The organism is Phreatobacter sp. (genome assembly GCF_016793595.1).
Lineage (GTDB): Bacteria > Pseudomonadota > Alphaproteobacteria > Rhizobiales > Phreatobacteraceae > Phreatobacter.
Genome location: NZ_JAEULY010000029.1, coordinates 65,481 through 90,629 on the forward strand (window position 1 = coordinate 65,481; position 25,149 = coordinate 90,629).

At 72.6% G+C, this 25,149-nt stretch carries 18 protein-coding genes and 1 pseudogene; 8 read left to right on the forward strand and 11 right to left on the reverse strand.

All coding sequences use genetic code 11. The annotated features are described in order from the left end of the window. The first annotated feature begins 26 nt into the window (after positions 1-26). The 4 genes from JNK84_RS22615 to JNK84_RS22630 all read left to right on the forward strand — a co-directional run bounded on the left by JNK84_RS22615 (position 27) and on the right by JNK84_RS22630 (position 6,280). Positions 27-782 (forward strand): hypothetical protein, encoded by a 756-nt coding sequence (locus JNK84_RS22615; RefSeq protein WP_293428480.1) that lies wholly within the window; start codon positions 27-29, stop codon positions 780-782. Next, positions 760-2,916 carry an adenylate/guanylate cyclase domain-containing protein gene (locus JNK84_RS22620; protein WP_293428481.1) on the forward strand — a complete coding sequence of 719 codons (2,157 nt, stop codon included), beginning with the start codon at positions 760-762 and terminating at the stop codon, positions 2,914-2,916. Before JNK84_RS22615 ends, JNK84_RS22620 begins: the two co-directional genes overlap by 23 nt. Then, positions 2,913-3,986 carry a M48 family metalloprotease gene (locus tag JNK84_RS22625; protein WP_293428482.1) on the forward strand — a complete coding sequence of 358 codons (1,074 nt, stop codon included), beginning with the start codon at positions 2,913-2,915 and terminating at the stop codon, positions 3,984-3,986. The genes JNK84_RS22620 and JNK84_RS22625 overlap by 4 nt, the downstream gene beginning before the upstream one ends. Positions 3,987-4,183: 197 nt before the next feature. After that, positions 4,184-6,280 (forward strand): sensor histidine kinase, encoded by a 2,097-nt coding sequence (locus tag JNK84_RS22630; protein ID WP_293428483.1) that lies wholly within the window; start codon positions 4,184-4,186, stop codon positions 6,278-6,280. Here the strand turns inward: JNK84_RS22630 and JNK84_RS22635 are convergent. From JNK84_RS22635 to JNK84_RS22645, 3 genes are all read right to left on the reverse strand, one after another. Next, positions 6,277-6,708 (reverse strand): CHRD domain-containing protein, encoded by a 432-nt coding sequence (locus JNK84_RS22635; protein ID WP_293428484.1) that lies wholly within the window; start codon positions 6,706-6,708, stop codon positions 6,277-6,279. The genes JNK84_RS22630 and JNK84_RS22635 overlap by 4 nt on opposite strands. Positions 6,709-6,805: 97 nt before the next feature. Next, positions 6,806-8,275, reverse strand: coding sequence for a D-glycero-beta-D-manno-heptose-7-phosphate kinase (gene rfaE1 / locus JNK84_RS22640; protein ID WP_293428485.1), 1,470 nt, complete (start codon positions 8,273-8,275; stop codon positions 6,806-6,808). A 10-nt stretch (positions 8,276-8,285) separates the two neighbouring features. Next, positions 8,286-9,260 carry an NAD-dependent epimerase/dehydratase family protein gene (locus JNK84_RS22645; protein ID WP_293428486.1) on the reverse strand — a complete coding sequence of 325 codons (975 nt, stop codon included), beginning with the start codon at positions 9,258-9,260 and terminating at the stop codon, positions 8,286-8,288. Between the two features lie 125 nt (positions 9,261-9,385). Between JNK84_RS22645 and galE the strand changes: the two genes are divergently transcribed. Continuing rightward, positions 9,386-10,360, forward strand: a complete 975-nt coding sequence (gene galE / locus JNK84_RS22650) for a UDP-glucose 4-epimerase GalE (RefSeq protein WP_293428487.1) — start codon at positions 9,386-9,388, stop codon at positions 10,358-10,360. Between the two features lie 31 nt (positions 10,361-10,391). Here the strand turns inward: galE and JNK84_RS22655 are convergent, their stop codons facing one another. The 5 genes from JNK84_RS22655 to JNK84_RS22675 form a co-directional block, all read right to left on the reverse strand. Continuing rightward, on the reverse strand, positions 10,392-10,580 hold the full coding sequence (locus JNK84_RS22655; RefSeq protein ID WP_293428488.1) for a hypothetical protein: 189 nt from the start codon (positions 10,578-10,580) through the stop codon (positions 10,392-10,394). A 26-nt stretch (positions 10,581-10,606) separates the two neighbouring features. Continuing rightward, positions 10,607-11,776 carry an acetyl-CoA acetyltransferase gene (locus JNK84_RS22660; RefSeq protein ID WP_293428489.1) on the reverse strand — a complete coding sequence of 390 codons (1,170 nt, stop codon included), beginning with the start codon at positions 11,774-11,776 and terminating at the stop codon, positions 10,607-10,609. Positions 11,777-11,844: 68 nt separating this feature from the next. Further along, positions 11,845-12,885 (reverse strand): dihydroorotase, encoded by a 1,041-nt coding sequence (pyrC, locus tag JNK84_RS22665; protein WP_293428490.1) that lies wholly within the window; start codon positions 12,883-12,885, stop codon positions 11,845-11,847. A gap of 5 nt (positions 12,886-12,890) precedes the next feature. Continuing rightward, positions 12,891-14,663, reverse strand: coding sequence for an asparagine synthase (glutamine-hydrolyzing) (gene asnB / locus JNK84_RS22670; RefSeq protein ID WP_293428491.1), 1,773 nt, complete (start codon positions 14,661-14,663; stop codon positions 12,891-12,893). Then, entirely contained in the window at positions 14,663-15,721 is a 1,059-nt protein-coding gene (locus tag JNK84_RS22675) for a glycosyltransferase (RefSeq protein ID WP_293428492.1), read from the reverse strand. The genes asnB and JNK84_RS22675 overlap by 1 nt, the downstream gene beginning before the upstream one ends. A gap of 97 nt (positions 15,722-15,818) precedes the next feature. On the opposite strand from JNK84_RS22675, the gene JNK84_RS22680 reads away from it, so the two are divergent. Next, positions 15,819-16,787 carry a glycosyltransferase family 9 protein gene (locus tag JNK84_RS22680; RefSeq protein WP_293428493.1) on the forward strand — a complete coding sequence of 323 codons (969 nt, stop codon included), beginning with the start codon at positions 15,819-15,821 and terminating at the stop codon, positions 16,785-16,787. Here the strand turns inward: JNK84_RS22680 and JNK84_RS22685 are convergent. Continuing rightward, the gene (locus JNK84_RS22685) at positions 16,744-17,721 is read right to left on the reverse strand and encodes a glycosyltransferase family 9 protein (protein WP_293428494.1); all 978 of its coding nucleotides are present in this window, start codon (positions 17,719-17,721) and stop codon (positions 16,744-16,746) included. The genes JNK84_RS22680 and JNK84_RS22685 overlap by 44 nt on opposite strands. Before the next feature lie 16 nt (positions 17,722-17,737). Continuing rightward, on the reverse strand, positions 17,738-18,769 hold the full coding sequence (locus JNK84_RS22690; protein WP_293428495.1) for a glycosyltransferase: 1,032 nt from the start codon (positions 18,767-18,769) through the stop codon (positions 17,738-17,740). A 102-nt stretch (positions 18,770-18,871) separates the two neighbouring features. Between JNK84_RS22690 and ygfZ the strand changes: the two genes are divergently transcribed. Beyond that, positions 18,872-19,771: a CAF17-like 4Fe-4S cluster assembly/insertion protein YgfZ gene (gene ygfZ, locus JNK84_RS22695; RefSeq protein ID WP_293428496.1), complete on the forward strand. Its 900-nt coding sequence runs from the start codon at positions 18,872-18,874 to the stop codon at positions 19,769-19,771. A gap of 81 nt (positions 19,772-19,852) precedes the next feature. Beyond that, the gene (locus JNK84_RS22700; RefSeq protein WP_293428497.1) at positions 19,853-22,051 is read left to right on the forward strand and encodes a spermidine synthase; all 2,199 of its coding nucleotides are present in this window, start codon (positions 19,853-19,855) and stop codon (positions 22,049-22,051) included. A gap of 340 nt (positions 22,052-22,391) precedes the next feature. Here the strand turns inward: JNK84_RS22700 and ppdK are convergent. Further along, positions 22,392-25,046, reverse strand: a pseudogene (gene ppdK / locus JNK84_RS22705) (pyruvate, phosphate dikinase); the annotation flags it as partial. Between the last annotated feature and the right edge of the window lie 103 nt (positions 25,047-25,149).

Genomic DNA, 25,149 nt, shown 5'->3' on the forward strand with positions numbered 1-25,149 from the left:
TCCTGCCGCTCCGAGAAAGGCCCGCCATGACACGCAAGCTCCTCGCCACCCTCTCCCTCGCCGCCGCCACGTCCCTCGCCGCCTGCGTTCCCGGCGGCCCCGACGGCGGCCTCAACGCCTCCGCCGATCCGCGCGCGCGCATGGGCGCCCAGCAGGCCGGACGCAGTGGCGCGGCGCCGGCGGCGATGCTCGAGGCGATCGCCGACGCGCAGAGCGCCGAGTTCGACGCATTCGACTACCTCGATGCGGGCCAGTCCATTGCCCTCGGCGCCCGTGGCCGCGCGACCATCGCCTATTTCGAGAGCTGCCGGGTCGAGCAGATCCGCGGCGGCACCGTGACCGTCGGCAATGCCGAAAGCCGCGTCGCCGGCGGCCAGGTCAATGCCCGCACCATGGCCTGCAAGGGAACCAAGCCGGTCGTCGTCGCCGAGGCGCGCGAGGCAGGCGGCGGCGTGTCGCGCGCCTTCCCCGCCGACCGCTGGGCCGAATGGTCGCTCAAGTCGGGCCGCCCGATCTTCAAGTGGAGCGGAGGCGCCGGCGCGCCGGCGCACCGCATCACCGTCACCGAGCTCGAGCAGCGGCCGGGGCGCGTGGTGTGGACGGGCACGGCGCGCGGCAGCTACGTCGCCTATCCGCCCTCGGCGCCGGTGCTCGCGCCGGGCATGCCCTATCTCGTGAAGGTCGAGGGACCGTCGACGACCGCCGAGTCGGTGTTCTCGATCGATCCGAACCTGGATATCGCGGACACGCCCGCCTCTCGTGTCGTCGTCGTCGGCCGCTGACCGGTCGAGCTTCGCCGCACGCCGCCGGCGCGTCGAGCAGCGGCGCCGCGCGCTGCGGCTTTGGCGCGGCCGCGCCGCGGTCGCGCTGCTGTTCGGACTGATCGCCGGGCTGATGACCGTCGCGCCGTGGGCCGGCCCGCTCGAGCGCGCCGGGCTCGACGCGCTGTTCGTGGCGCGGCACTGGCTGTTCGGGCCGCTGTTCCCCGCCGAGCGCTCGGACGTCGCCGTCGTCGTGATCGACGAGGAGACCTATCACACCCATCCCTTCGCGGCCCGGCCGCGCGTCGCCTGGTCGCCCTACCTCGCCGCGGTCATCGAGGCGATCGACGCCGCGGGCCCGCGCGTCATCGGCTACGACCTGGTGGATCCGACGACCCTCGACCAGCCCGATCTCCTGCCGCGCTTCGACCGGCCGCTGTTGCGCGCGCTCGCGGGGCCGGGGCGCGAGGGCCGGCTCGTCCTCGGCGAGATCCGCCTCAGCGGCGAGATGATCGGCCCGACCCGCGGCCAGCGCATCGCCGTCGGCGGCGACGACAACGTGCGGCTGCTCAACCTGATCGTCGATCCCGACGAGGTCGTGCGCCGGCAGGCGATCTCCTTCACGACCGAAGGCGGCGGCGCGATGCCGTCCTTCGCGGTCGAGCTCGCGCGTCGCGCCGGTGCCGCGATCCCCGCCGCCGAATTCCTGGTGAATTTCAACACCGGGCCCGGCGACCTGCCGACCTACTCGCTGGGCGACCTGCTCGCCTGCGCCGAGGGCGGACGCCGCGAGTTCTTCGAGCGCGCGTTCAAGGGCAAGGTGGTGCTGATCGGGCTCGCGCTCGACGTCGAGGATCGCCGCTACGGCGCCAAGTGGCTGCTGCCCGAGCGGGCCGACTCGTCGCGGCAGGCGCGTTGCCTGCTGCCCGCGAACGCCGAGCGCTTCGATGCGCGCATCGAGCGCCGGACGATGCCCGGCGTCTTCATCCACGCGGCGGCGGTGAACACGCTGACCAAAGGCCTCGCGCTTGAGCCGCTCGGCCCTGCCGCCCGATTCCTCGCCGTGACGCTCGCCGGCATCGCGATGGCGCTGATCTTCTTCGCGCTGTCGCCGCCGGCCGGCCTGCTCGCCGGCGCCGCGGCCTTCGCGGCACAGGCGCTCGGCGCCGTGGCGGCCTTCCGCGCCGGCCTGGTCGCGCCGGTCGGCCTGCTCGCCGCGACGGCCGCCCTCGCCTTCGCGCTGGTCTACGCCTACCGCTTCGTGATCGAGGATCGCGACCGCCGGCGCATCTCTGCGGCCTTCCGCCACTACCTCGCGCCGGAACTCGTCGATCGCCTCGCCGCCGACCCCGACGCCCTGCGCCTCGGCGGGGAGCGGCGGCGGATCACGGTCATGTTCACGGACCTCGTCGGCTACACCGCGCTGACCGAGCGGCTGGGCGAGCAGCCGGAGCGGCTGGTCGAGATCCTCAATCGCTACCTCGCGGCGGCGAGCGCGATCGTCGGCCGGCAGGGCGGCTACGTCGACAAGTTCATCGGCGATGCGGTGATGGCGATCTGGGGCGCGCCGCTCGACCACGCGCAGGCCGAGCGCCACGCGGTCGAGGCGGCGCTCGACCTCGTGGCCGCGGTCGCCGAGCTCGCCGCGACGATGCCGGCCGGCGATGCCGGCCTGTCGGTCCGCGTCGGCATCAATTCGGGCGTCGCCATCGTCGGCAACATGGGCTCCGAGAGCCGCAAGAACTACACGGCGACCGGCGACGTCGTGAACCTCGCGGCGCGGCTCGAAGGCGCCAACAAGGCCTATGGCACGACCATCATGATCGGCGCCGGCGTCGCGGCGCGGCTGGGCGATGCGTTCGTGCTTCGCGAGCTCGACCGCCTGATCGTGAAGGGGCGGACCGAGGCCGAGCGCGTCTTCGAGGTCGTCGGGCGGCGAGAGGCCGTCGATGCGCGGATCATCGCCCGGCTGGAGGCCTTCGCGGCGGCCTTGGCCCGCTATCGGGCCCGCGACTTCGCGGCGGCGGCCGACGCCTTCGGCGCCCTGGCGCCGGTCGACCCCGTCGCGAGGCTCTACGCCGGCCGCGCGAGCGACTATGCTCGGCATCCGCCGCCGGCCGACTGGACCGGCAGCTTCGCGCTCGACACCAAGTGACGCCGGCCCGCGGCGCACCCGATCGCGCACGACGCGACCATGACGGCTACGATTTTGACGCCAACGACATCGACGGCAACGGCCATGATCTCGACGACCACGATTGCGACGACCACGATTGCGACGACCTCGACCGCGCCCCCCTCGACGCCCCGCTGCGGAGATCGCCCATGACCAGCCCTGATCCGACCCGCCGCACGCTGCTGACCGCCGCCGCGGCCCTCGCGGCCGCTCCCGCCGCGGCCCAGGTGCCGTTCAACACGCTGTTCAACGCCGGCAGCTCGGTGATCCGCGCGATGCAGATGAGCGAGCCCGACGAGCTCGCCCTGGGCCGCGACCTCTACCGGCCGCTGCTGCAGGAATCCGGCGGCGTCTACGCCAATCGCAAGGTCCAGTCGGCCATCCAGCGCTTCGCCGCGCCGCTGTTCGCGACCAGCGCGCGGCGGAACTTCCAATGGGAAATCGCCGTCGTCGACGACAATTCCGTCAACGCCTGGGCGCTGCCGGCTGGCAAGATCGCGATCAACAAGGGGCTGGTCCGCTACACCGAGACCGAGCACGAGCTCGCCGCCGTGGTGGCGCACGAGATCGGTCACGCCGAGCTCAGCCACCAGATCCAGGCGATGCGTCGCGAGAACTTCACCCAGGCGATGACCGCCGCGGGCCGTGACATCGTCGCCTCGCAGCTGCGCGGCCCGGGCGGCGCCCTGACCTCGGCCGGCATCGACGCGCTGCGCGCGCCGATGCATGCGATGATCCGGACCGGCTACGGCCGCGATGCGGAGCGCGAGGCCGATGCCCACATCCTCGCGGTCTTCAGGTCGACCGGCCACGATCCCGCCGGCGCCCCGGCCTTCTTCCGCACCATGCTGCAACTGGTGCCGCCGGGCTCGGAGGCGACGACGTCGCTGTTCAGCACCCATCCCGGCACCCAGGAGCGCATCGCCAATCTGGAGCGCGCCGGCGCCGGCTTGCCCCGCGGCGCGGGCAGCCGCGCGACGGCGACCGCCTTCGCGGAACTCAAGGAGACGTTCCCGACCCGCCGCAGCTTCCGCCGCAACATCGGCTGAACGGCGAAGTGGCGCCGCCGGCGGTGCGCGATTCGAATGGCGTCCGGATAGCGAACGCCCGGCGGGGCCCGCCGCGGCGCGAAAGTAACAATGCCTTCATGGGGCGCTGTTAGACCGGATCGACCGCGGTCGAGGCGGTCCGCGGCGATCGGGCGAGCTCCCGAGGAGCCGCGACCGAGCCGCGCAACCCGGGCCAGATGCCGACCGTCCAATCCTTCCTCGAGGGTCTCGCGACTTCGCAGCTGGTCGGCTTGCAACGGCCCCGCCGACGCATCCTGCTCGCGATGGTGGGCGTGCTCGTCCCGATCTGGACGATCGTGGCGCTCGCCAGCTTCCAGCAGCGCGAGGCCGCGCGCAGCGGCGCGCTCGCCAACTCGGCCACGGTCGTCAAGCTCGTCGAGGCCTGGGCGCTCGCCACGCTCGGCCGCATCGACGATCTCGCGACCTCGATCGAGGGCCACATCGCCTGGGGCGTCGAGGGCCGGGGAATTTCCGACATCCTCGACCGGCACAAGACCAACAATCCCGATCTCTTCCGCCTGACCGACGTCATCGCGCCCGACGGCACGCCGATCGCGTCGACGGCGCCGGGGCATGCCTCGCTCGCGACGCGCAACTACGACAGCGACAACGGCCCGACCACCGACGTCGCCATCGGCCTGCCGCGGTTCGTCGGCGACACGGTGCTGGTGCCGATGGCACGCACGCTTCGGGGGCCCGATGGGACCGCGCTGGGAACGCTGGTCGCCGAAGTCGATCCGTCCTATTTCGCCGGCTTCTACGGCGATCTCGGCATGCCGCCCGGCGCCTCCGTGCTGCTGTTCCGGACCGACGGTCCGCTGATCGCGCACAACATCCCGAGCGTCGGCGAGCTCGGGAGAAGCTATCCCGACATCCCGATCTGGCGGGCCGTGGAGTCGCGGCCCGACGGCAGCTACCAGGGCATCGACATCGACGGGACCAACCGCCTCGTCTCCTACCGGGTGAACGGCCGCATGCCGATCCTGGTCGCGATCGGCCTGCCGAGCCGCACCGTCTACGGCCAGGCCCACAACCGCATCCTCGTCGCGGTCGCGCTCACCGCCATCCTGTCGATCGCCGTGATCGCCTTCGGGGCCGCGACATTGCGCGGGCTGCGGCGCTACGACGTCGTCGCCAAGGCCCTGGCGCTGTCGGCGGCCGGCGTGCGCTCGGCAGGCAGCGGCATCGCCATCCTGCGTCTCGCCCGCGGCGATGCGGCGATCGTCCAGCACAACCCGGCCTTCGTGGACCTGTTCGGCGCCCGGCGGGACGGCGACCTGCCGGCGGCCTGGACGCGGATCGCCGGGCCCGCGGCGCTCGCGTGGCTGCCGCCGGCCGGCGACCTCGCGGAACGACGGCTCGAGGCCGAAATCACGCGCGCCGACGGCGCATCGTTCTGGGCCGAGATCCGCGCCGCGCGCGTGCGCGACGCCGGCATGGGCGGCGACCACGTCGTGGTGGTCGTCACCGACATCAGCGAGCGAAAGCACGCCGAGGCCGCGCTGATCCAGGCGCGCGACGCGGCCGAGGCCGCCAACCGGGCGAAGTCGGAATTCCTCGCCAACATGAGCCACGAGCTGCGCACGCCGCTCAACGCCGTGATCGGCTTCGCCGACATCATCGCCGGCGAGCTCATGGGCCCCGTCGGCACGCCGATCTACGGCGCCTATGCGCGCGACATCAGCATGTCGGGCAACCACCTGCTCGGGATCATCTCGGACATCCTCGACTTCGCGAAGATCGAGGCGACGGCGATGCGGCTCGACGAGACGGACGTCGAGATCGGCCCTCTGCTCGAGACCTGCCTTCGCTTCACCCAGGCGCGCGCCGCGGCGGTCCAGGTCGTCGTCGAGGCCGACTATCCGGACGACCTGCCTTTGCTCCGCGCGGACGAGCTGCGCATCAAGCAGATCCTCCTCAACCTGCTCAGCAACGCGATCAAGTTCAGCCCGGCACGCCGCACCGTCCGGCTGGTCGCGCGGGTGAACGGCCTCGGCGGCCTGGAGATCTCGGTCGTCGACCAGGGGCCGGGCATGACGGCGGCCGAGATCCGGCTCGCCGAGCAGCCGTTCCAGCAGATCGACAATCCGGCGAACAAGCGCACCGAAGGCACCGGCCTCGGCCTGCCGCTCGCCAAGCGCCTCGCCGAGCTGCACGGCGGCGATCTCGTGATCGAGAGCGTGCCGGGGCGCGGGACCTGCGTGACGCTGTTCCTGGGCGCCGACCGATTGCACGCGGCCGCCGCGCCGGACCGCCGCGAACGACGCGCCTAGCGCCGGAACAGCTGGCCGCGGATCTCCCCGCTGGGATGGCCGGGCGTGTGCACGTTGATGTACCAGCGGCCCGCCAGCATGTCCTGGACCTGCTGCTCGTTGATCGTCGCCTTGCCCTCGATCACGCCGCTGCGATCGAGCTTGCTCGCGATCGGGACGAGGATCGGCGCATTGCCGTTGGTCGCTGCGGGCCCATGGAAGTGCGTCGCACTCAGCGGGGTCGACAGGTCGCGAAAGCGCAGCGTCCAGCGGATCTCGCGCGTCGCGGTGTCGACCAGCACCTCGGCCTCGCCCTGGGCCGCGGTCGCGACCGGCGGGACCTCCATGTCGCCGCGCAGCTGGGCGCGCAGCCAGACCCCGTCGGCCCACGCCATCGCAGGCAGCGCGGCCAGCGCCGCCGCCAATCCGAAACGAACCGGAACTCCCATCGACGTCCTCCCGAGACGATCGCGCGTCGGCGACGCGCGGGGAATGCGGCTTAGGGAAACTCGGCTAACCAACCGTTAAGAGGCGCGGCGGCCAGCATCAGGGCTTGCCGGAAGCCTTGCCGACGAGGCGCGTGGTCGAGTGCCCCTGCTCGAGATCGACGAGCACGACCTTGCCGCCCCAGGACTGCACTTCGCGGGCGCCGACGACCTTGTCGATCGTGTAGTCCGCGCCCTTCACCAGCAGCTCCGGGCGGATCTGCTGGATCAGCTGCAGCGGCGTGTCCTCGCCGAACACCACGACGCCGTCGACGCTGGCGAGCGAGGCGAGCACGGTGGCGCGCGCCGCCTCGTCCTGGATCGGGCGGTCCTTGCCCTTGAGCCGCTTGACCGAGGCGTCGGAGTTCATGCCGACGATGAGGCGGTCGCAGGCGGCGCGCGCCTTGCGCAACAGCGTGACATGGCCGGGGTGCAGGAGGTCGAAGACGCCGTTGGTGAAGCCGACCTTGAGGCCGAGCCGCCGCCAGCGCGTCGTCTGGTCGGCGGCCTGCGCCGCCGTCAGGATCTTGGCCTCGGTCGCCACGTTGGCCTCGTGGACCAGCTCGCGCTTGATCTCGTCGGGATGGACCACCGCGGTGCCGACCTTGCCCACGACGATGCCCGCCGCGACGTTGGCCAGCAGGGCGGCGGTCGGCAGGTCGGCCTTCGCCGCCAGCGCGGCGGCGAAGGCGGCGATCGCCGTGTCCCCGGCGCCGGAAACGTCGAAGACCTCGCGCGCCGAGGCCGGCAGCAGATGCGGCTTGCCCGTCCGCCCGACCAGCGCCATCCCGTCCTTGCCGCGCGTGCACAGGATCGCGTCGAGCTGCAGCGTGCGGATCAGCTTGCGCGCCGCGGCCGCGATCGCGGCCGCGTCGTCGACTGCGGCGCCGGCCGCGAGCGCGAGCTCGGGCCGGTTCGGGGTCAGGATCGAGGCCCCCTTGTAGCGCGACCAGTTGCTCCCCTTCGGATCGATCAGCACCGCCTTGCCCGCCTTGCGGGCCGCGGCGATGACCTGGCGCGTCGTATCCTCCGCGAGCACGCCCTTGGCGTAGTCGGACAGGACGACGATGTCGCAGTCGCGCACCGCCTCGGCGATGACGCCCTGGATGTCGCGCGCGGTCACGCCGTCCAGCGCCGCGCTCGACTCCTGGTCGGCGCGCAGCAGCTGGTGGCCGTCGGCGACGAAGCGCGACTTGATGGTGGTCGGCCGCTGCGGATCGACGAGCAGATGCGGCTCGACGCCGGGCAGCTCGCCCACGAGGCGCATCACGTCGCGGCCGGCCGCGTCCTTGCCCACGACCGAGACGAACTCGACGCGCGCGCCGAGCGCCACGAGATTGCGCACGACGTTGCCCGCGCCGCCGAGCATCGCCTGCTCGCGATCGACGCGGATGACCGGGATCGGCGCCTCGGGGCTGATGCGCTCGACGCGGCCGTAGATGAACCGGTCGAGCATGACGTCGCCGACGCACAGCACGCGCACGCCGGGCAGGCGATCGACGACGTCGGCGAGGGACTGCGGAGCGCTCATCGCCGGCGCCTCAGACGCCGTGGTACTTCCGGAACCAGTCGACGAAGCGCGGGATCCCCTCGTCGATGGGAGTCTTCGGCTCGAAGCCGAGGTCGCGGCGCGAGGCCTCGATGTCGGCGTAGGTCTCCTTCACGTCGCCGGGCTGCATCGGCAGGAACTCGATCACCGCCTTGCGATTGGTCGCCCGCTCGATCTCTCCGATGAAGCGCATCAGGGGCTCTGAGCGGTGGTTGCCGAGGTTGTAGCGGCGATGGCGCGCGCCCGCGCCGGCCGGCGGGCGGTCGAGCGCGGCGATGATCCCGGCGACGATGTCGTCGACGTACGTGAAGTCGCGCTTCATGTCGCCGTTGTTGAAGACCTGGATCGGCCTGCCCTCGAGCACCGCGCGGGTGAAGATGTAGGCCGACATGTCGGGACGCCCCCACGGACCGTAGACCGTGAAGAAGCGCAGGCCGGTCTGCGGCAGGCCGTAGAGATGTGAATAGGAATGGCTGATCAGCTCGTCCGCCGCCTTGGTCGCCGCGTAGAGCGACACCGGGCTGTCCACCTTGTCGTCGACCGAGAAGGGCAGCTTGGTGTTGCCGCCGTAGACCGAGGACGACGACGCGTAGACGAGATGCCGGATCGCGCCGTGGCGGCGGCAGGCCTCGACGACATTGAAATGTCCGATGAGGTTCGAGCGGATGTAGTCGCCGGGATGCTCGATCGAGTGGCGCACGCCGGCCTGCGCGGCGAGATGCACCACCCGGTCGGCGCCGGACTCGGCCAGCGCGCGCGCGAAGGCGCCGTCCTCCTCGAGGGGCGCCTTCACGAGGCGGAACGCCTCGCCGTGGCGCGCCAGGCGGTCGAGCCGCGCCTGCTTGAGCTTCGGGTCGTAGTAGGCGTTGACGACGTCGAAGCCGACCACGCGCTCGCCGCGCGCGATCAGCGCCTCGCTGACATGGGAGCCGATGAAGCCGGCGGCGCCGGTGACGAGGACGGTCATGCGGGAGTGCCTGGGCCCTGGGAAGACGCGGAGGAAGCCGGGATGGCTCGGAGAGGGCGTGTTATAGAGGCCCGCCCCCGGAAAATCACGCCACCCCGCCATCCATCAGGGACAAGCTTCGTTCAATGGGCCTTAACGTTCTCGTCGCCGGCGGCGCCGGCTATGTCGGCGCGCATGTCTGCAAGGCGCTCGCCCGGGCCGGTCACCATCCGGTCGTCCTGGACTCGCTGGCCCACGGGCATCGCGAGGCGGTCCGCTGGGGACCGCTCGTCGAGGCCGACATCGCCGACCGGGCCGCGGTCGGCCGCGCGATCGGGTCGCACCGGATCGACGCGGTGATGCATTTCGCGGCCTGGATCTTCGTCGGCGAGTCGATGACCTCGCCGCTGAAGTACTTCGCCAACAATCTCGGCGGCAGCCTCGCCCTGCTCGACGCGGCGATGGCGGCGGGCGTGCGCCGGGTCGTGTTCTCGTCGACGGCGGCGGTCTATGGCGAGCCGCGCCAGGTGCCGATCCCGGAATCGCATCCCACCGAGCCGATCAATCCCTACGGCGAATCGAAGCTGATGGTGGAGCGCGTGCTGCGCTGGCTGGACCGGCAGCAGGGCCTGCGCTTCGCCGCCCTGCGCTACTTCAACGCCTCGGGCGCCGACCCCGATGCCGAGATCGGCGAGCGCCACGATCCCGAGACGCATCTCGTGCCGCTGGCGATCCTCGCCGCCCTCGGCAAGGCGCCGGCGCTGAACATCTTCGGCGACGACTACGACACGCCCGACGGCACGGCGATCCGCGACTACATCCACGTCGCCGATCTCGCCGGCGCCCATGTCGCCGCGCTCGAGCATCTCGCCGCCGGCGGCGCCAGCCTCACGCTCAATCTCGGCGGCGGCAGCGGCACGAGCGTGCGCGAGATCGTCGACGCGGTCGCCCGCGTCGGCGGCCGGCCGGTGCCGGCGAGTTTCGCGCCCCGCCGTCCCGGCGATCCGCCGCGGCTGGTCGCGGACATCGCCGCGGCTCGCGCCGCCCTCGCCTGGTCGCCGCGGCATTCGGACATCGACACGATCGTGCGCACGGCCTGGGCCTGGCACACGCGCGGCTGAGCTGAGCCGCGCCGCCCGACCGGCGACCGGCTCAGCCGCAGCGCCGGCAGCGGCGCTCGAGGAAGATGCGCTCCTCCTCGGCGTCGAACATCGCGTGGTCGAGGACCACGCGCAGCGCCTTCGAGGCGTCGGGCAGACCGTAGGCCCTGGCCATCTCGGCCAGCCATTCGAGCTGGTCGGACTCGAGCTCGAGCTTCTCGACGACCTTGTGCTTCTGCATCCCGCGGGGCTCCCTTCGCCGCCGCGTCAGGCGCGCAGCGGCTCCAGGATCGACACGTAGTTCGCGACCGCCGCGCCGCCCATGTTGAACACGCCGGCGAGGCCGGGGTTCGGCACCTGCATCGGGCCGGCCGTGCCGGTGGCCTGCATCGCCGCCATGATGTGCATCGACACTCCGGTCGCGCCGATCGGATGGCCCTTGGACTTCAGCCCGCCCGAGGCGTTGATCGGCAGCCGCCCGTCCTTCTCGGTGACGCCGTCCAGCGCCGTCTTGCCGCCCTGCCCCGGCTTCGCGAGGCCCATCGCCTCGTACTGCAGCAGCTCGGCGATGGTGAAGCAGTCGTGCGTCTCCACGAGGCGAAGATCGTCGACGCGCGTGCCGGCGGCCGCATGCGCCTGGCGCCACGCCGCGCCGCAACCCTCGAAGGCGACGATGTCGCGCCGGCTCATCGGCAGGTAGTCGTTGACCTGCGCGCGGGCCCGGAAGGCCACGGCCTTCTTCAGGCGCAGCGCGGTCTCGACGTCGGCCAGGACGAGCGCAGCCGCCCCGTCCGAGACGAGGCTGCAATCGGTGCGCCGCAGCGGCCCCGCGACGATCGGATTCCGGTCGGACACGGTGCGGCAGAACTCGAAGCCGAGATCCTTGCGCAGCTGGGCGTAGGGATTGTCGACGCCGTTGCGATGGTTCTTCGCCGCGATGCGCGCCATCGCATCGGACTGGTCGCCGTAGCGCTGGAAGTAGAGCTGCGCGATCTGGCCGAAGACGCCGGCGAAGCTCATGCCGTCGCGATCCTCCTCCTTCACGTAGCTCGCCTTCATGAGGATGCCGCCGATCTGCTCGCCCGGAGTCTCGGTCATCTTCTCGACACCGACGACAAGCACGACGCGCGCCTCGCGCGCCGCGATCGACGTGACGCCCTGGAAAACGGCCGCCGAGCCCGTCGCGCAGGCGTTCTCGACGCGCGTCGCCGGCTTGAAGCGCCAGGCGTCGCAGGCCTGCATCACCAGCGAGGCCGGGAAATCCTGCTTCACGAACCCGCCGCCGAAATGGCCGACATAGATCGCGTCGACGTCGCGCGGCTCGAGGCCCGCATCGGCGATCGCGCCGACCGCGACCTCGGCGATCAGCGCCTCGAGGTCGAGGCCCTCGCGCTTGCCGAACTTGCCGTGCGACCAGCCGACGATGCATGCCGTCATGGCGTGTTCCTTTCGATCGGATAGGCGAAGGACTATAGGCCTCGCGAGCCGCGGATCCAGCCGCGCCGTCAGGCCGCCGGCTCGATCCGCCAGGCCAGCGCGGTCTCCGGGAATGCGCGCACCCGCGTCGGCCCGGCTCCGACCGCCTCGGGTGCCGGCTGCTGCGCGCGCACCAGCACGATGCGCTCCTCGTTCGGCGGCAGGCGGTAGAAGCGCGGTCCGTTGAGGCTGGCGAACGCCTCGAGGCGGTCGAGCGCGCCCTCCTCGTCGAACACCTGGGCATAGACCTCGATCGCCGCGCCGACGTTGAAGATTCCGGCGGCGCCGCAGGCGCACTCCTTCGCCTCGACGCCGTGCGGCGCGGAGTCCGTCCCGAGGAAGAACTTGGCGTTGCCGGATGTCGCGACGCGGCGCAGCGCGATGCGATCCTCCTCGCGCTTGGCGATCGGCAGGCAATAGAGGTGCGGGCGCAGGCCGCCGCGGAAGATGTCCGTGCGGTTGATGACGAGGTGGTGCGGCGTGATCGTCGCCGCGACGCGCTCGGGCGCCGCGAGCACGTAGTCGGCCGCGCGGCGCGTCGTGATGTGCTCGAGGACCAGCCGCAGGCCCGGATGGCGCTGGACGAGCCCGTCGAGCACCTCGTCGATGAACAGCGTCTCGCGGTCGAACACGTCGACCGACGGTCGCGTCACCTCGCCGTGGACCAGCAGCGGCAGGCCCGCGCGCTCCATCGCGGCGAAGACCTTGTCGAGCTTCGCGACATCCGTGACGCCGTGCGCGGAATTCGTCGTGGCATGCGCGGGATAGAGCTTCACCGCCGTGAACACGCCCTGCGCCGCCCCGGCCGCGAGGTCGGCGGGATCGGTGTGATCGGTGAGATAGGCGGTCATCAGCGGCGTGAACCGCGCCGAGGCGGGAACCGCGGCGCGGATCCGCTCGCGATAGGCGATCGCCTCGGCGGTGGTCGTCACGGGCGGCACGAGATTGGGCATCACGATCGCGCGGGCGAAGCGCGTCGCGGTGAGCGGCGCCACCGCCGCGAGCATCGCGCCGTCGCGCAGATGGACGTGCCAGTCGTCGGGGCGTCGGATCGTGAGCCGATCGGTCATTCCGGTCATCCTGCGGGCGTGGAGGCGAGGCAGTCGAAGACGTCGCCGTCGGCCCCGAGGCCGAGGACGTGGCGGCGGTGCCAGAGGGCGTAGAACAGCAGCGTCCAGGCGGCGAAGCCCTCGCGCTTGCCGCCCCGCGTGAAGAGCCGCTCGATCGTGCCGGGCCGCGCGATCTCGGCGATGCCGGGCTGGCGCGCGACGAGCGGGCCCAGCCGCGCGCCCTCGGCGAGGATCCATGTCGCCACCGGCACGGTGAAGCCGCGCTTGCGCGCCATCGGCTCCGATGCCGGCAGCGCCCCGGCGAGCCAGCGGCGCAGGATCCATTTGCCGAGGCCGTTGCGGATCTTGAGCCCGTCGGGCAGGCGGAAGGCGGCGTCGGCGACCACCGGGTCGAGGAAGGGCGTCCGGCCCTCGATGCCGTGGGCCATCAAGCAGCGGTCGAGCTTCGCAAGCAGGTCGTTGGACAGCCAGTCCGCGCTGTCGAGCGCCTGCGCGACCTGCAGGCGCGTGCGCCCGTCCGTGCGTGCCGCCACGTCGGCCGCCTCGACGCCGTCGCGCCAGCCGCGGCTCGGCTCGCGCAGGATGTCGAGGGTCTGCAGATTGCCGCGACGGCGCATCGCGCGGCCGCCGAGCCACCACGGCCGCATCACCGCGCGATAGCGGCCGTAGCCGCCGAACAGCTCGTCGCCGCCTTCGCCCGAGAGCACGACCTTGAGGCCGGCGGCGCGCGCGGCCTTCGCCAGGTGCCAGGTCGGCACGATCGCGTAGTCGGCGGCGGGATCGTCCATCGCGGCGGCGATCGCCGGCAGCGAGGCGAAGAAGTCCCGGGCCTCGACGGCGACGTCGGTGAGCTCGGCGCCACAGGCCTCCGCCGCCTTGCGCGCCGCGCCGCGCTCGTCGCGCGCCGGGGCGTCCGGGAAATACGCCGTCAGGGCGCGCACCGGGCGCTCGTTCACCCGCGCCATCAGCGCCAGCACTGCCGAGGAGTCGATGCCCCCCGACAGGAACATGCCGTAGGGCACGTCGGAGCGCTGGTGGACGACGACCGAGTCCGTCAGCGCCGCCTCGAGCTCGCGCAGTGCCGCCGCCTCGTCGCGATCGACAGGGCCGCCGTCCGGCAGCGCGGCCCGGCGGCGGCGATCGACGATGCGGCCGCCCGAGACCACGATCGTCTCGCCGGGCATGACGCGCTGGATTCCCGGGAAGATCGTCTCGCGGCGCGTGGTGAACTGCAGCTCGAGCAGCTCGCCGAGCGCGGTCGGATCGACACCGCGCGCGGCGAAGCCGCCGGCCAGCAGCGCCTGCGGCTCCGAGGCGAACGCGACGCCGTCGGCGCCCTCGACGTAGTAGAGCGGCTTGATCCCGAACGGATCGCGGCTGAGGACCAGCCGCCCCTCGCGCGGATCGTGGATCGCCATGCCCCACATGCCGCGCAGCCGGTCGACGAAGCCCAGCCCCTCGCGGCGGTAGAGGACGAGCGGCGGCTCGCAGTCGGACTGCGTGGCGAAGGCGGCGTCCGGCATCGCCCGGCGCAGCTCGCGGTAATTGTAGATCTCGCCGTTGGCGATCAGCGCCGTGCCGTCGGCATCGAGGAGCGGCTGCTCGCCGGTCGTCAGGTCGATGATCGCGAGCCGGTTGTGCGTCATCGCGACGGCGCCGCTCTGGTAGTCGCGCATGCCGTCGGGACCGCGATGGGCCAGCGCCTCGCCCATCCGCGCGACATCGCGCAGGCGCAGGCCCTGGCGGTGCGCGGCCATCATCCCTGAGATCCCGCACATCAGCGTTGCTCCAGGGCCCGGGCGAAGAATTCGAGATAGCGGTCCACGACGGCGGCCTCGGTATAGCCGGCTTCATAGGTCGCGCGACCGGCCGCAGCAAGCGCATCGGCGAAGCCGCGGTCGGCCAGGACGGCGCGTATGGCGCCGGCAAGCGCGTCGGCATCGTCGATCGGCACGAGCAGGCCGGTCTGGCGGTCCTGCACGAGCTGCCGGGGCCCCTCGCTCGCCGCCGCCACCACGGGCCGGCCATGGGCCCAGGCCTCGATCACCACGTTGCCCAGCGGCTCGTGGCGCGACGGACACACGAGGAGATCGGCAGACGCCAGCAGCGCCGCGATGTCGCGGCGCCAGCCGAGAAAATGCACGCGCCCGACGAGGTCGCCCTGCGCCGCCGCCGCGCGCAGCTCGGCCTCGAGCGGCCCCTCGCCGGCGATCCAGAGATGCAGCGCGGGGAGCCGCGTGGCCGCCGCGATGAGCACGTCGAACGCCTTGTTGGGGTGCAGTCGGCCGAGCGCCAGCGCGACCGGCGCATCCGCGGGCGTGTCGAGGGTCGCGCGGTCGACCGGCGGCGCCGCCACCGCGTCGACGAAATTCGGCAGGTAGACGGCGCGCGACGCCGGCCATCCCGCGCGCACGACGTAGTCGCGGATGTCCTGGGTGTTGCCCACGAGCCAGTCGCAGCGACGATAGTATTTGAGATCGTAGTAGCCGCCCAAGCGCCCGACGGTGACGTAGCGCGCGCCGCGCACCAGGCTGCGCGGCGGCAGCGCGGTCGAGGCGCGATTCATCCACCCCAGCACGATACTGGGCGCGAAGGCGCGGAGCTCGCGCGTCAGGGCGATGCGCGTGGCGATGTCGAGCGGGCCGCGGAACCCGAGCTCGACGACGTCGACCGCCGCGGCGCGCAGCCGCGCCGCGCGGTCGGGGTCCCGGCGGATCGCGACCCGCTGCGCCAGGCCCCGGCGCTGGACCGCGGCCGCGAAGCGCTCGAAGAACGCCTCCGCGCCGCCGACCTTCGCGCCCGCCATCGCCTGGAAGAGTCGCAGCCTGTTCGCCATCGCCCGGCGGGTGTGCCCGATCGCGACGCCGGGAACAAGGCGCGTCGCGCGCGCGGGTTGACGGCACCGCGCTCGGGCGTCGAAGGTCGCGCGCGCCGTGATCCCCGACTCCCCACGACCCGAGACCGTCGTCCTCCAGGGCCTGCCCGGGATCGGCGACGCGCTGTGGCATCTGCCGGCCTGCCGTGCGATCGCCGCGGCGAGCGCGGCCGGGCGCATCGTGCTCGCCGCGCCGGCGCGCACCCAAGGCGCGCGCCTGTTCGCCGCCGAGCCGTGGTTCGGCGGCGCGATCGACCTCGCTCGCGGCTGGGCCGGCCTGCGGCCGCTCGCCGCCGCCCTGCGCGCCGGCGGATTCGCGCGGGCCATCATCCTCCATCACAGCCCGACCCTCGCCGTCGCCGCCTGGCTCGCGGGCATCCCGGAGCGGCACGGCTTCGGCTATGGCGCCCAGCGCGTCCTCCTGTCGTCGCGCATCGCCCTCGAGGCGTCGTTGCGCCGCGCGCCGCAGCTCGCGCGCGTCGAGGCCCTGCTCCGGCGCCTCGCGATCGAGCCCGTCGCCCCGACGCCGCTCGCCGTCGCGCCGGACGCGGCGCGACGGGTCGCCGCGCGACTCGCTGCCATGCCGGCACCGCGCCTCGCCCTGGGCCTCGGCGCCTCGGAGGCGTTCAAGCGCTGGCCCGTTCCGGCGATGGCGCGCTTCGTCGCCGACCTCGCTCCGGGCCGCTGGCCCAGCGTGCTGCTGCTCGGCGCCGCCGCCGACGCGCCGATCGGTGCCGCGGTCGCCGCCGCCGCGGCGCGCCGAGGCGTCGACGTCGTCTGCGACCTGGCGCTCGACGAGAGCGCCGCCCTGCTCGCCACGGTCGATCGCTATGTCGGGCCGGATTCCGGGCTGCTCAATCTCGCGCTGGCGATGGGCATCCCGTCGACGGGCCTGTTCGGCGCCACGCCCGTCTTCACGCGCGATCGGCGGCTGTCGGCGCTCGTGCCGCCCGGCGGGCCGAGCGCCGAGGGCATGGCCGCGATCACCCCGCAGGCCGTGCTGGCGACGCTGACACCACGCGCGTGAGCAGGGCCTCGGCGGCCGTCGTCGCGGCCGCCACCGAGATCGACTCCATGAGCCGGCCCGGCTGCGTCTCGCCGGCACGCGCCCGCGCCATCAGTGTCGCGAAGTCCTGGTCGGCGCGGAGCACGGCCGCGCGCGAGCCCCACGGCGCGTAGCGCGCGTCGGGGCTCGGCCCGAACAGGCCCAGCGTCGGCGCTCCTGCAGCGGCGGCGAGGTGCATCAGGCCCGAGTCGTTGCCGACATACAGGGCCGCCCGCTCGAGGCAGGCCGCGACGTCGAGGAGGTCGTCGCCGCCGGTCAGGTCGATCAGGTCGCCGGGCGCAATTGCCGCCAGCATCGGCGCGATGAGCGGGCGCTCGGCAGGCGCCGCCGCGACGAGCACGCGCGCCCCGGCCAGCGCCGCGCCCGGCCGACGCAGCGCCTGCATCAGCGCGACGAAGCGGTCGATCGGCCAGGTCTTGGGCGGCCAGTTCGCTGCCGGGCCGATCGCGAGCACCGGACGGTCGGCCGGCACCCGCGCGGCGGCGCGGGCGCGATGTTCGGGCGTCAGCCAGACCCGGGGTGCGGGCGGCGGCTCGACCCCGGCGAGACGGCCGAGCTCGACCACACGATGCGATCCGGGATGAGCGCCGCGATCGACGAGCGAGCGCGCACGCCACAGGAAGTTCGTGAGCAGCGAGCCGCGCAGGTCGACCGCGACCGTCCAGCGCGTCGGCAGCGTCGACGCCCAGAGCCCGAACCAGTGGCCGGCGAATTTCCGCTTCTCGAGCACGATCAGGCGCTCGAGCCCCGGCACTGCGGTGAACAGCGAGCGCGCAGGCGCGCCGCAGGCGACGGTCACCCGCGCGCCGGGATGGCGGTCGAGGAGATGTCCGAGCAGTCCGGTCGACAGGACCGCGTCGCCGATCCGCGTCGCGGTGACGAAGAGCAGCCTCACGCGGGCCGCCACCCGCTCACCCGACCAGGCCTTCGAACTCCGCAGCGGCGATCGGCCAGGTGCGGCCGCGGCGCAGCTCGCGACAGCGTGCGCTCATGCGATCGAACACGGCGCGATCCTGCAGCAGCTCGATCGTCTTCGCCGCGAACTGGGTCTCGTTGCCGGCGACCCAGCCGGTCTCGCCGTCGACGACGCGCTCGGCGAGCACCGCCGACATCGGCCGCACGACCGCGGGCAGGCCGAGGGCCTGACTCTCCGCCAGGGTGAAGCCGTAGGTCTCGTTGGCCATGCCCGGATAGAGGAAGGCGCGGGCGGCGCGGTAGGAGTCCGCCATGCCGGAATCGCCCTGCGGCCGCATCACCAGGATGCCGCGGTCGCGGGCCGCGTTCACCAGATCGACCAGCGGCTTCAGGCCCGGCGCCACCTCGCCGCCGAGGATGCCGCGATTGAGCAGCGCGGAGTACACGTGGAGTTCCGCGTTCGGGACCTGGGGCCGGATCTTGTCGATCCACAGCGGCAGCAGCCAGCCGAGCCCCGCCTGGGGATGCGCCGTCGTGACGGCGCGCGGCGGCTCGTAGACGCGCATCGGGTCGCTGTCGAGGTAGTTGGTCGCGAGCGCGGTCTCGAACACGCGCGCCTCGAGCTTGAGCGGATTGGCCCAGCGGTCGAGCTGCGACTTGGAGAAGAACAGCACCAGCGGCCGATGGCGCTCGAGCGGCGGCCGGTTGGCGGCGCCGTCCAGTTCCGCCGGATCGCCCGCACACCACAGCACGCGCTTGGTCGCCGTGGTGACGAAGTCGAGCAGTTCAGGCTTGCGCAGCGCCACCAGCACGTCGGTGTCGGCCGGCCGCTCGGTCTCGAACGGCTCCCAGCGCGCACCGTCGACCTGCAGGCCGTAGGTTGTGCGATTGAACACCGTCGCCTCGTGGCCGCGCTGGACGAGCGGACCGGGCAGCAACGCGAACGCCTTCTCGGGGCCGGCCATCGGCTGGCTCGAGGGGCTGTAGCCATCAAAGGCGAAGGAGTCGTCGACGAACAGGAAGCGCATCGGAGGAGCCGGGTTATAGGGACCGCGCCCGGCCTTGCCAAGCCGAGGGGCGGACCTTAGCTCTCCATACTCCGGCAATCCTCAACCGCGAGCGCCCGACCGATGAGCCCGCCGACATCCGTCGTCCTCGATTCCCGTGCCGTTCTGGCCGTGACGGGCGAGGACCGGCGCGCCTTCCTTCAGGGGCTGATCTCCAACGACGTGAACAAGGTGGCCGCGGACCATGCGGTGCACGCGGCCTTCCTGACGGCGCAGGGTCGGTTCCTGCACGAATTCTTCGTGGCCGAGCTCGGCGACCGGCTGCTGCTCGACGCCGAGGCGCCCCGGCTCGAGGACCTGCGCCGGCGCCTCGCCATGTACAAGCTGCGCGCCAAGGTCGCTCTCGAGCCCCTCGCGGACGGTTTCGCGGTGGTCGCCCTGATCGGCGACGGCGCCGCCGCCGCGCTGGGCTGCGGCGGCGCGCCGGGCGATGCGGTCGGGTTCGCAGGCGGCATCGCGTTCGTCGACCCGCGGCTGGCGGAGCTTGGCCTGCGCGCGATCCTGCCGCCGACGGAGCTGTCGGCCCTGGCGGCGCGCGGCTTCGTCCCCGGACGCCTCGAGGACTACGATGCGCTGCGCCTGACGCTGGGCGTCGGGGATGGCAGCCGCGATCTCGCCGTCGAGCACGCGCTGCTGCTCGAGAACGGCTTCGACGAGCTCAACGGCGTCGACTGGAAGAAGGGCTGCTACATCGGCCAGGAGCTCACGGCCCGAATGAAGTACCGAGCTCTGGTCAAGCGCCGGCTCACGCCGGTGCGGATCGAGGGTCCGCGGCCGGCGCCCGGCACGCCCGTGACGCTCGACGGCGCCGAGGCCGGCGAGATGCGCAGCAGCTCCGGAACCCTCGGGCTCGCCCTGCTGCGCATCGAAGCCCTCGAGGCCCTCCGGGCCAGGGGCGGCACCCTCGTGGCGGGCGAGGCGCGGCTGGCACCTCAGACGCCCGCCTGGCACGCCGGCGCCTGAGCGCGCAGCGCGCCGGGAGCATCAACGAAAGGTTAAGCGCATCGCCGCATCCTCCGCGGGACCCGTACGCGGAGCCACGCCTTGCGTCCGACCCTCGAAGCCTCCGGCAGCACGCCGATCCGCGAACCGCTCGCCGGGCTGCGCACCACGCTGTTCGCGGTCACGATCGGCCTCAGCGCGTTCCTGCTCTTCTCGGTCCAGCCGATGTTCGCGCGGCTGGTCCTGCCGCTGCTCGGCGGCGCGCCGGCGGTCTGGAACACCGCCATGGCCTTCTTCCAGGTGGCACTGCTCGCCGGCTACGCCTACGCCCACGGCGCAACGCGGGTCGCGCCGGCGATCCAGCGGCCATTGCAGCTCGCCCTGCTCTGCGCCGGGGCCTTCGCGCTGCCGATCGCGCTGCCCGCCGATCCCGGCGTGCCGGTCGACGGCTCGCCGATCCCCTGGCTCCTGGGCACGGCGACGACCACGATCGGCCTGCCTTTCCTCGCTCTCGCCGCCAACGCGCCACTGATGCAGGCCTGGTTCGCGCGCGCGAGCCGCGGCGCCGATCCGTACTTCCTCTATGCGGCCAGCAACATCGGCAGCGTCGCCGCCCTCCTCGCCTACCCCCTCGTGATCGAGCCGTCGCTGCCGCTGCCCGACCAGGCGCGGCTGTGGACGCTTGGCTATGCCGCGCTCGCCGTCCTCATCGCCGGCTGCGCACTGGCGAGCGGCCGCGAATCGCAGGTGCACGACGCCGCGGCCGAAGCACGCGCGACGACCCCGATCCGGATCCAACTGCAGTGGATCGCGCTGGCTGCGATCCCCTCGGCGCTGCTGCTCGGCGTCACCGGGCACATCACGACGGACATCGCCGCCGTGCCGCTGCTCTGGATCGGCCCGCTCGCGCTCTACCTGGCAACCTTCGTGATCGCCTTCGCCGCACGCCCGCCGATCGCCGCGGCGACGAGCCTGAAAATCGCGCCCTATGCCGTGGTCGCGCTCGTCCTCGGATTCTGGCTGCCCGGCGCGAAATGGGCCGCCTTCGCGCTGCATCTCGTCGGGTTCTTCTTCCTGGCGCTGGCCTGCCACGGCGCGCTCGTCGAGCGGCGCCCGCCGGCGGGCCAGCTCACCCGCTTCTACATCTGCCTTTCCGCCGGCGGTGCGCTGGGCGGGACGCTGACCGCGCTCGCGGCCCCGATGGTCTTCGCCGACATCCTCGAATACCCGCTCGCGATCGCCGCCGCCTGCCTCGCGCTACGCGCCGCCGATGCGCCGCGCGCCACCTGGCGCGATCCCGCTGTGGGCGGTGCCGCGGCGATCGGGTTCCTGGCGGTCGCGCGGCTCCTGGATCCAGGCGCGGGCGCTTCCGGGGCCGTGCTCGGTCTCGCGGTCGTGGGGCTGGGTGCAGCGCTCGTCTTCGCGACGCGCGCCCGTCCGGCTCGTCTCGCCGCGACCGTGGCGGCGGCGCTGCTTGTCGCGCCGGTGACGCGCAGCGTCTCTCCGCTGCTGCAGGAGCGCAGCTTCTTCGGCGTCTTCCGCGTGTCCGACGACGCCGACGCGCGCCATCGACTGTTCTGGCACGGCACCACGCTGCACGGCGTCCAGGCGACGACGCCGGGACGACGCCGCGACACGCTGGTCTACTACGACAAGGACGGCCCGGTCGGGCAGATCGCCGCGCGCTTCGCCCAGCGGCTCGAGGCCGCGCGCATCGGCGTCGTCGGGCTGGGAGCCGGCGCGCTCGCCTGCTACGCGCGGCCCGGCCAGGACTGGACCTTCATCGAGATCGACCCGCTGGTCGTGCGCATCGCGCGCGACAGCGGCCTGTTCACGCTGCTCGCCGAATGCGCGCCGCAGGCGCGCACGGTGCTCGGCGACGGCCGCCTCGTCCTGCAGCGCGAGGCGGCCGTGCGCTACGACGCGCTGATCGTCGATGCGTTCAGCTCCGACGGCGTGCCGACCCACCTGCTGACGCGCGAGGCACTGGCGCTCTACCGCGCGCGGCTCGCACCCGGCGGCCTGCTGCTCCTGAACCTTTCGAACCGCTTCCTCGCGCTCGAGCCGGTGCTCGCCGCGACGGCGGCCGAGGCCGGCCTCGCGGGAGTGGCGCAGGAATACCGGCGCGCGGCGAGCGCCCCGGGCGAACTCGCCGTCGCGGCGCACTGGGCGGTGCTCGCCGCCGAGCCCGCGACGCTGGCGCCGCTCGCGGTCGACACGCGCTGGCGCCGGCTCGTCGCCGACGGTCGCACGCGCGCCTGGACCGACACCTACTCGAACGTCTTCGCCGCGCTGCGTTGAGGGCCGCGCCGCGCCCGCGTCAGCGCTTGCGACCGCGCGGCTTGCCCTTGCCCTTGGGCGCGGAACCCCGCTTCGCCGGCCCCTTGGCCTTGGGTTTGGGCTTGGATGCGGCCGGCCGTTTGACGCGGCTCGGCTTGGCGGCAGCCGGCTTCGCAGCTGCCGTCTTCGCCGCCGATGGCCGCGGCTTCACGGATTTGACCGGTCCGCGCGTGGCGGACTTGCCGACGGAGACGCGGCCCGAGGCCGAGCGGCGGCCGGCGGCGAGCAGCACGCGGCGATGGCGCTCGTCGTTCGCCGTGCCGCGGGTCGGCGCCTTGGCCACCGCCTTGTCCGGCGTCGCCAGCGCGGCCTGTGCCGCGGCGAGCCGGGCGATGGGCACGCGATAGGGCGAGCACGACACGTAGTCGAGACCGACCTTCGCGCAGAAGCGGATCGAGGCGGGATCGCCGCCATGCTCGCCGCAGATGCCGAGCTTGAGCTTCCCGCGCGTCGCGCGGCCGCGCTCGGCCGCGATGCGCACCAGCTCTCCCACGCCGTCCTGGTCCAGGCTCACGAAGGGATCGACGCTGATGATCTTGGCGTTCTCGTAGGCGTCGAGGAACGCGCCGGCGTCGTCGCGGCTGAGGCCGAAGGTCGTCTGGGTCAGGTCGTTGGTGCCGAAGGAGAAGAATTCCGCCGTCTCGGCGATCTCGCCGGCGCGCAGGGCCGCGCGCGGCAGCTCGATCATCGTGCCGAGCTGGTAGGCGACGTCCGCGCCCGTCGCGGCCTTGATCGCGGCATGCTCCTTGGCGACGAGATCGCGCATCAGGTCGAGCTCGCGCCGGGTCGCCACCAGCGGGATCATCACCTCGACCAGCGGCGCCTTGCCGCCGGCGCGCGTGACGTCGACCGCGGCGCCGAAGATGGCGCGCGCCTGCATGGCGTAGATCTCGGGATAGGTCACCGCCAGGCGGCAACCGCGATGCCCGAGCATCGGATTGAACTCGTGCAGGCGCTGCGCGCGCGCCTTGATCGCGGCGATGTCCTTGCCGGCGATGCGCGCGAGCTCGGCGTAGTCCTCCTCGCGCTGCGGCAGGAACTCGTGCAGCGGCGGATCGAGCAGGCGGATCGTCACCGGCAGGCCGGCCATGATGTCGAACAGCGCCTTGAAGTCCTGGCGCTGCATCGGCTCGATCTTGGCGAGCGCACGGGCACGGCCCGCGCCGTCCTCGGCCATGATCATCTCGCGCACCGCCAGGATGCGCTCGGGGTCGAAGAACATGTGCTCGGTCCGGCACAGCCCGATGCCCTCGGCGCCGAACTCGCGCGCGGTGCGCGCGTCGAGCGGCGTCTCGGCGTTGGTGCGGACCTTGAGCCGGCGGAACCCGTCGGCCCATTCCATCAGCGTCGCGAAGTCGCCTGACAGCGTCGGCTGGATCGTCGGCACCTCGCCGACGAACACCTCGCCGGTGGAGCCGTCCAGCGTGATCTTCTCGCCGAGCCTCACGACCTTCTCGCGCACGGTCATGTGCCCGGCCTGGTAGTCGATTCGAACCTCGCCCGCGCCGGCGACGCAGGGGCGGCCCATGCCGCGGGCGACGACGGCGGCGTGGCTGGTCATGCCGCCGCGCGTGGTCAGGATGCCCTTGGCGGCGTGCATGCCGTGGATGTCCTCGGGGCTCGTCTCGACGCGCACCAGGACGACCGCCTCGCCGTCCTTGGCGCGGCGCTCGGCCTCGTCGGCGGTGAAGACGATGGCGCCCGAGGCGGCACCCGGCGAGGCAGGCAGGCCGCGCGCGAAGGACACGCGCGGCGCCTTCGGGTCGAGCGTGGGATGCAGCAGCTGGTCGAGCGCCGCGGGATCGATGCGGTTGACCGCGGTCGCCTTGTCGATGAGGCCTTCCTTGACCATCGCCACCGCGATCCGCAGCGCCGCGGCGGCGGTCCGCTTGCCGTTGCGCGTCTGCAGCATATAGAGCTTGCCGCGCTCGACGGTGAACTCGATGTCTTGCATGTCGCGGTAGTGGCGCTCGAGCCGCGTGCGCACGTCGGCGAGCTGCGCGAAGACGGCCGGCATGACCTCTTCCATCGCCGGCATCTTCGACTTCTGCTTCTGCTTGCCCTTGATCGTGAGCTGCTGCGGCGTGCGGATGCCCGCGACGACGTCCTCGCCCTGCGCGTTCACAAGGTACTCGCCGTAGAAGATGTTCTCGCCGGTCGACGGGTCGCGCGTGAAGGCGACGCCGGTGGCGCAGTCGTCGCCCATGTTGCCGAACACCATCGCCTGGACGTTCACGGCCGTGCCCCACTCCTCGGGGATGCCGTTGAGCTTGCGGTAGGTGATCGCGCGCTGGTTCATCCAGCTCGCGAACACGGCGCCGATGGCGCCCCAGAGCTGCTCGCGGGGATCCTGCGGGAACGGCTTGCCGAGCTCGCCCTGGACCATCTCCTTGTAGCGCCCGACCAGCGCCTTCCAGTCGTCGGCATCGAGCTCGGTGTCGAGATGGACGCCGCGCTCGTCCTTGAGCTGCTCCAGCAGCTCCTCGAAATGGTGATGGTCGATGTCGAGCACGACGTTGCCGAACATCTGGATGAATCGGCGGTAGCTGTCCCAGGCGAAGCGCGGATTGCCCGACGAGGCGGCGAGGCCCTCGACCGTGTCGTCGTTGAGGCCGAGATTGAGGACGGTGTCCATCATGCCCGGCATCGAGGCGCGCGCGCCCGAGCGGACCGAGACGAGCAGCGCGTTGTTCCGGTCGCCGAAGCTGCGGCCGACGATGCGCTCGATCTCGGCGAGGGCGGCCTTCACCTGGCCGTCGAGGTCGGCCGGGTACTTGCGATCGTTGGCGTAGTAGTAGGTGCAGACCTCGGTGGTGATGGTGAAACCCGGCGGCACCGGCAGGCCGAGATTGCTCATCTCGGCGAGGTTGGCGCCCTTTCCGCCAAGAAGGTTCTTCATCTCGGCGCGCCCTTCAGCGCGCCCATCGCCGAAGCCGTAGACCCAATTCGCCGCCATCGCCGTCACCTGTTCTCAGACCGGATTCGCGCCCAAGTTGTTACCGGGACGGATCGGGTTTTGTCAGCGCCAATTGGGAAGTAGGCGCCGCGTCCGACACCGC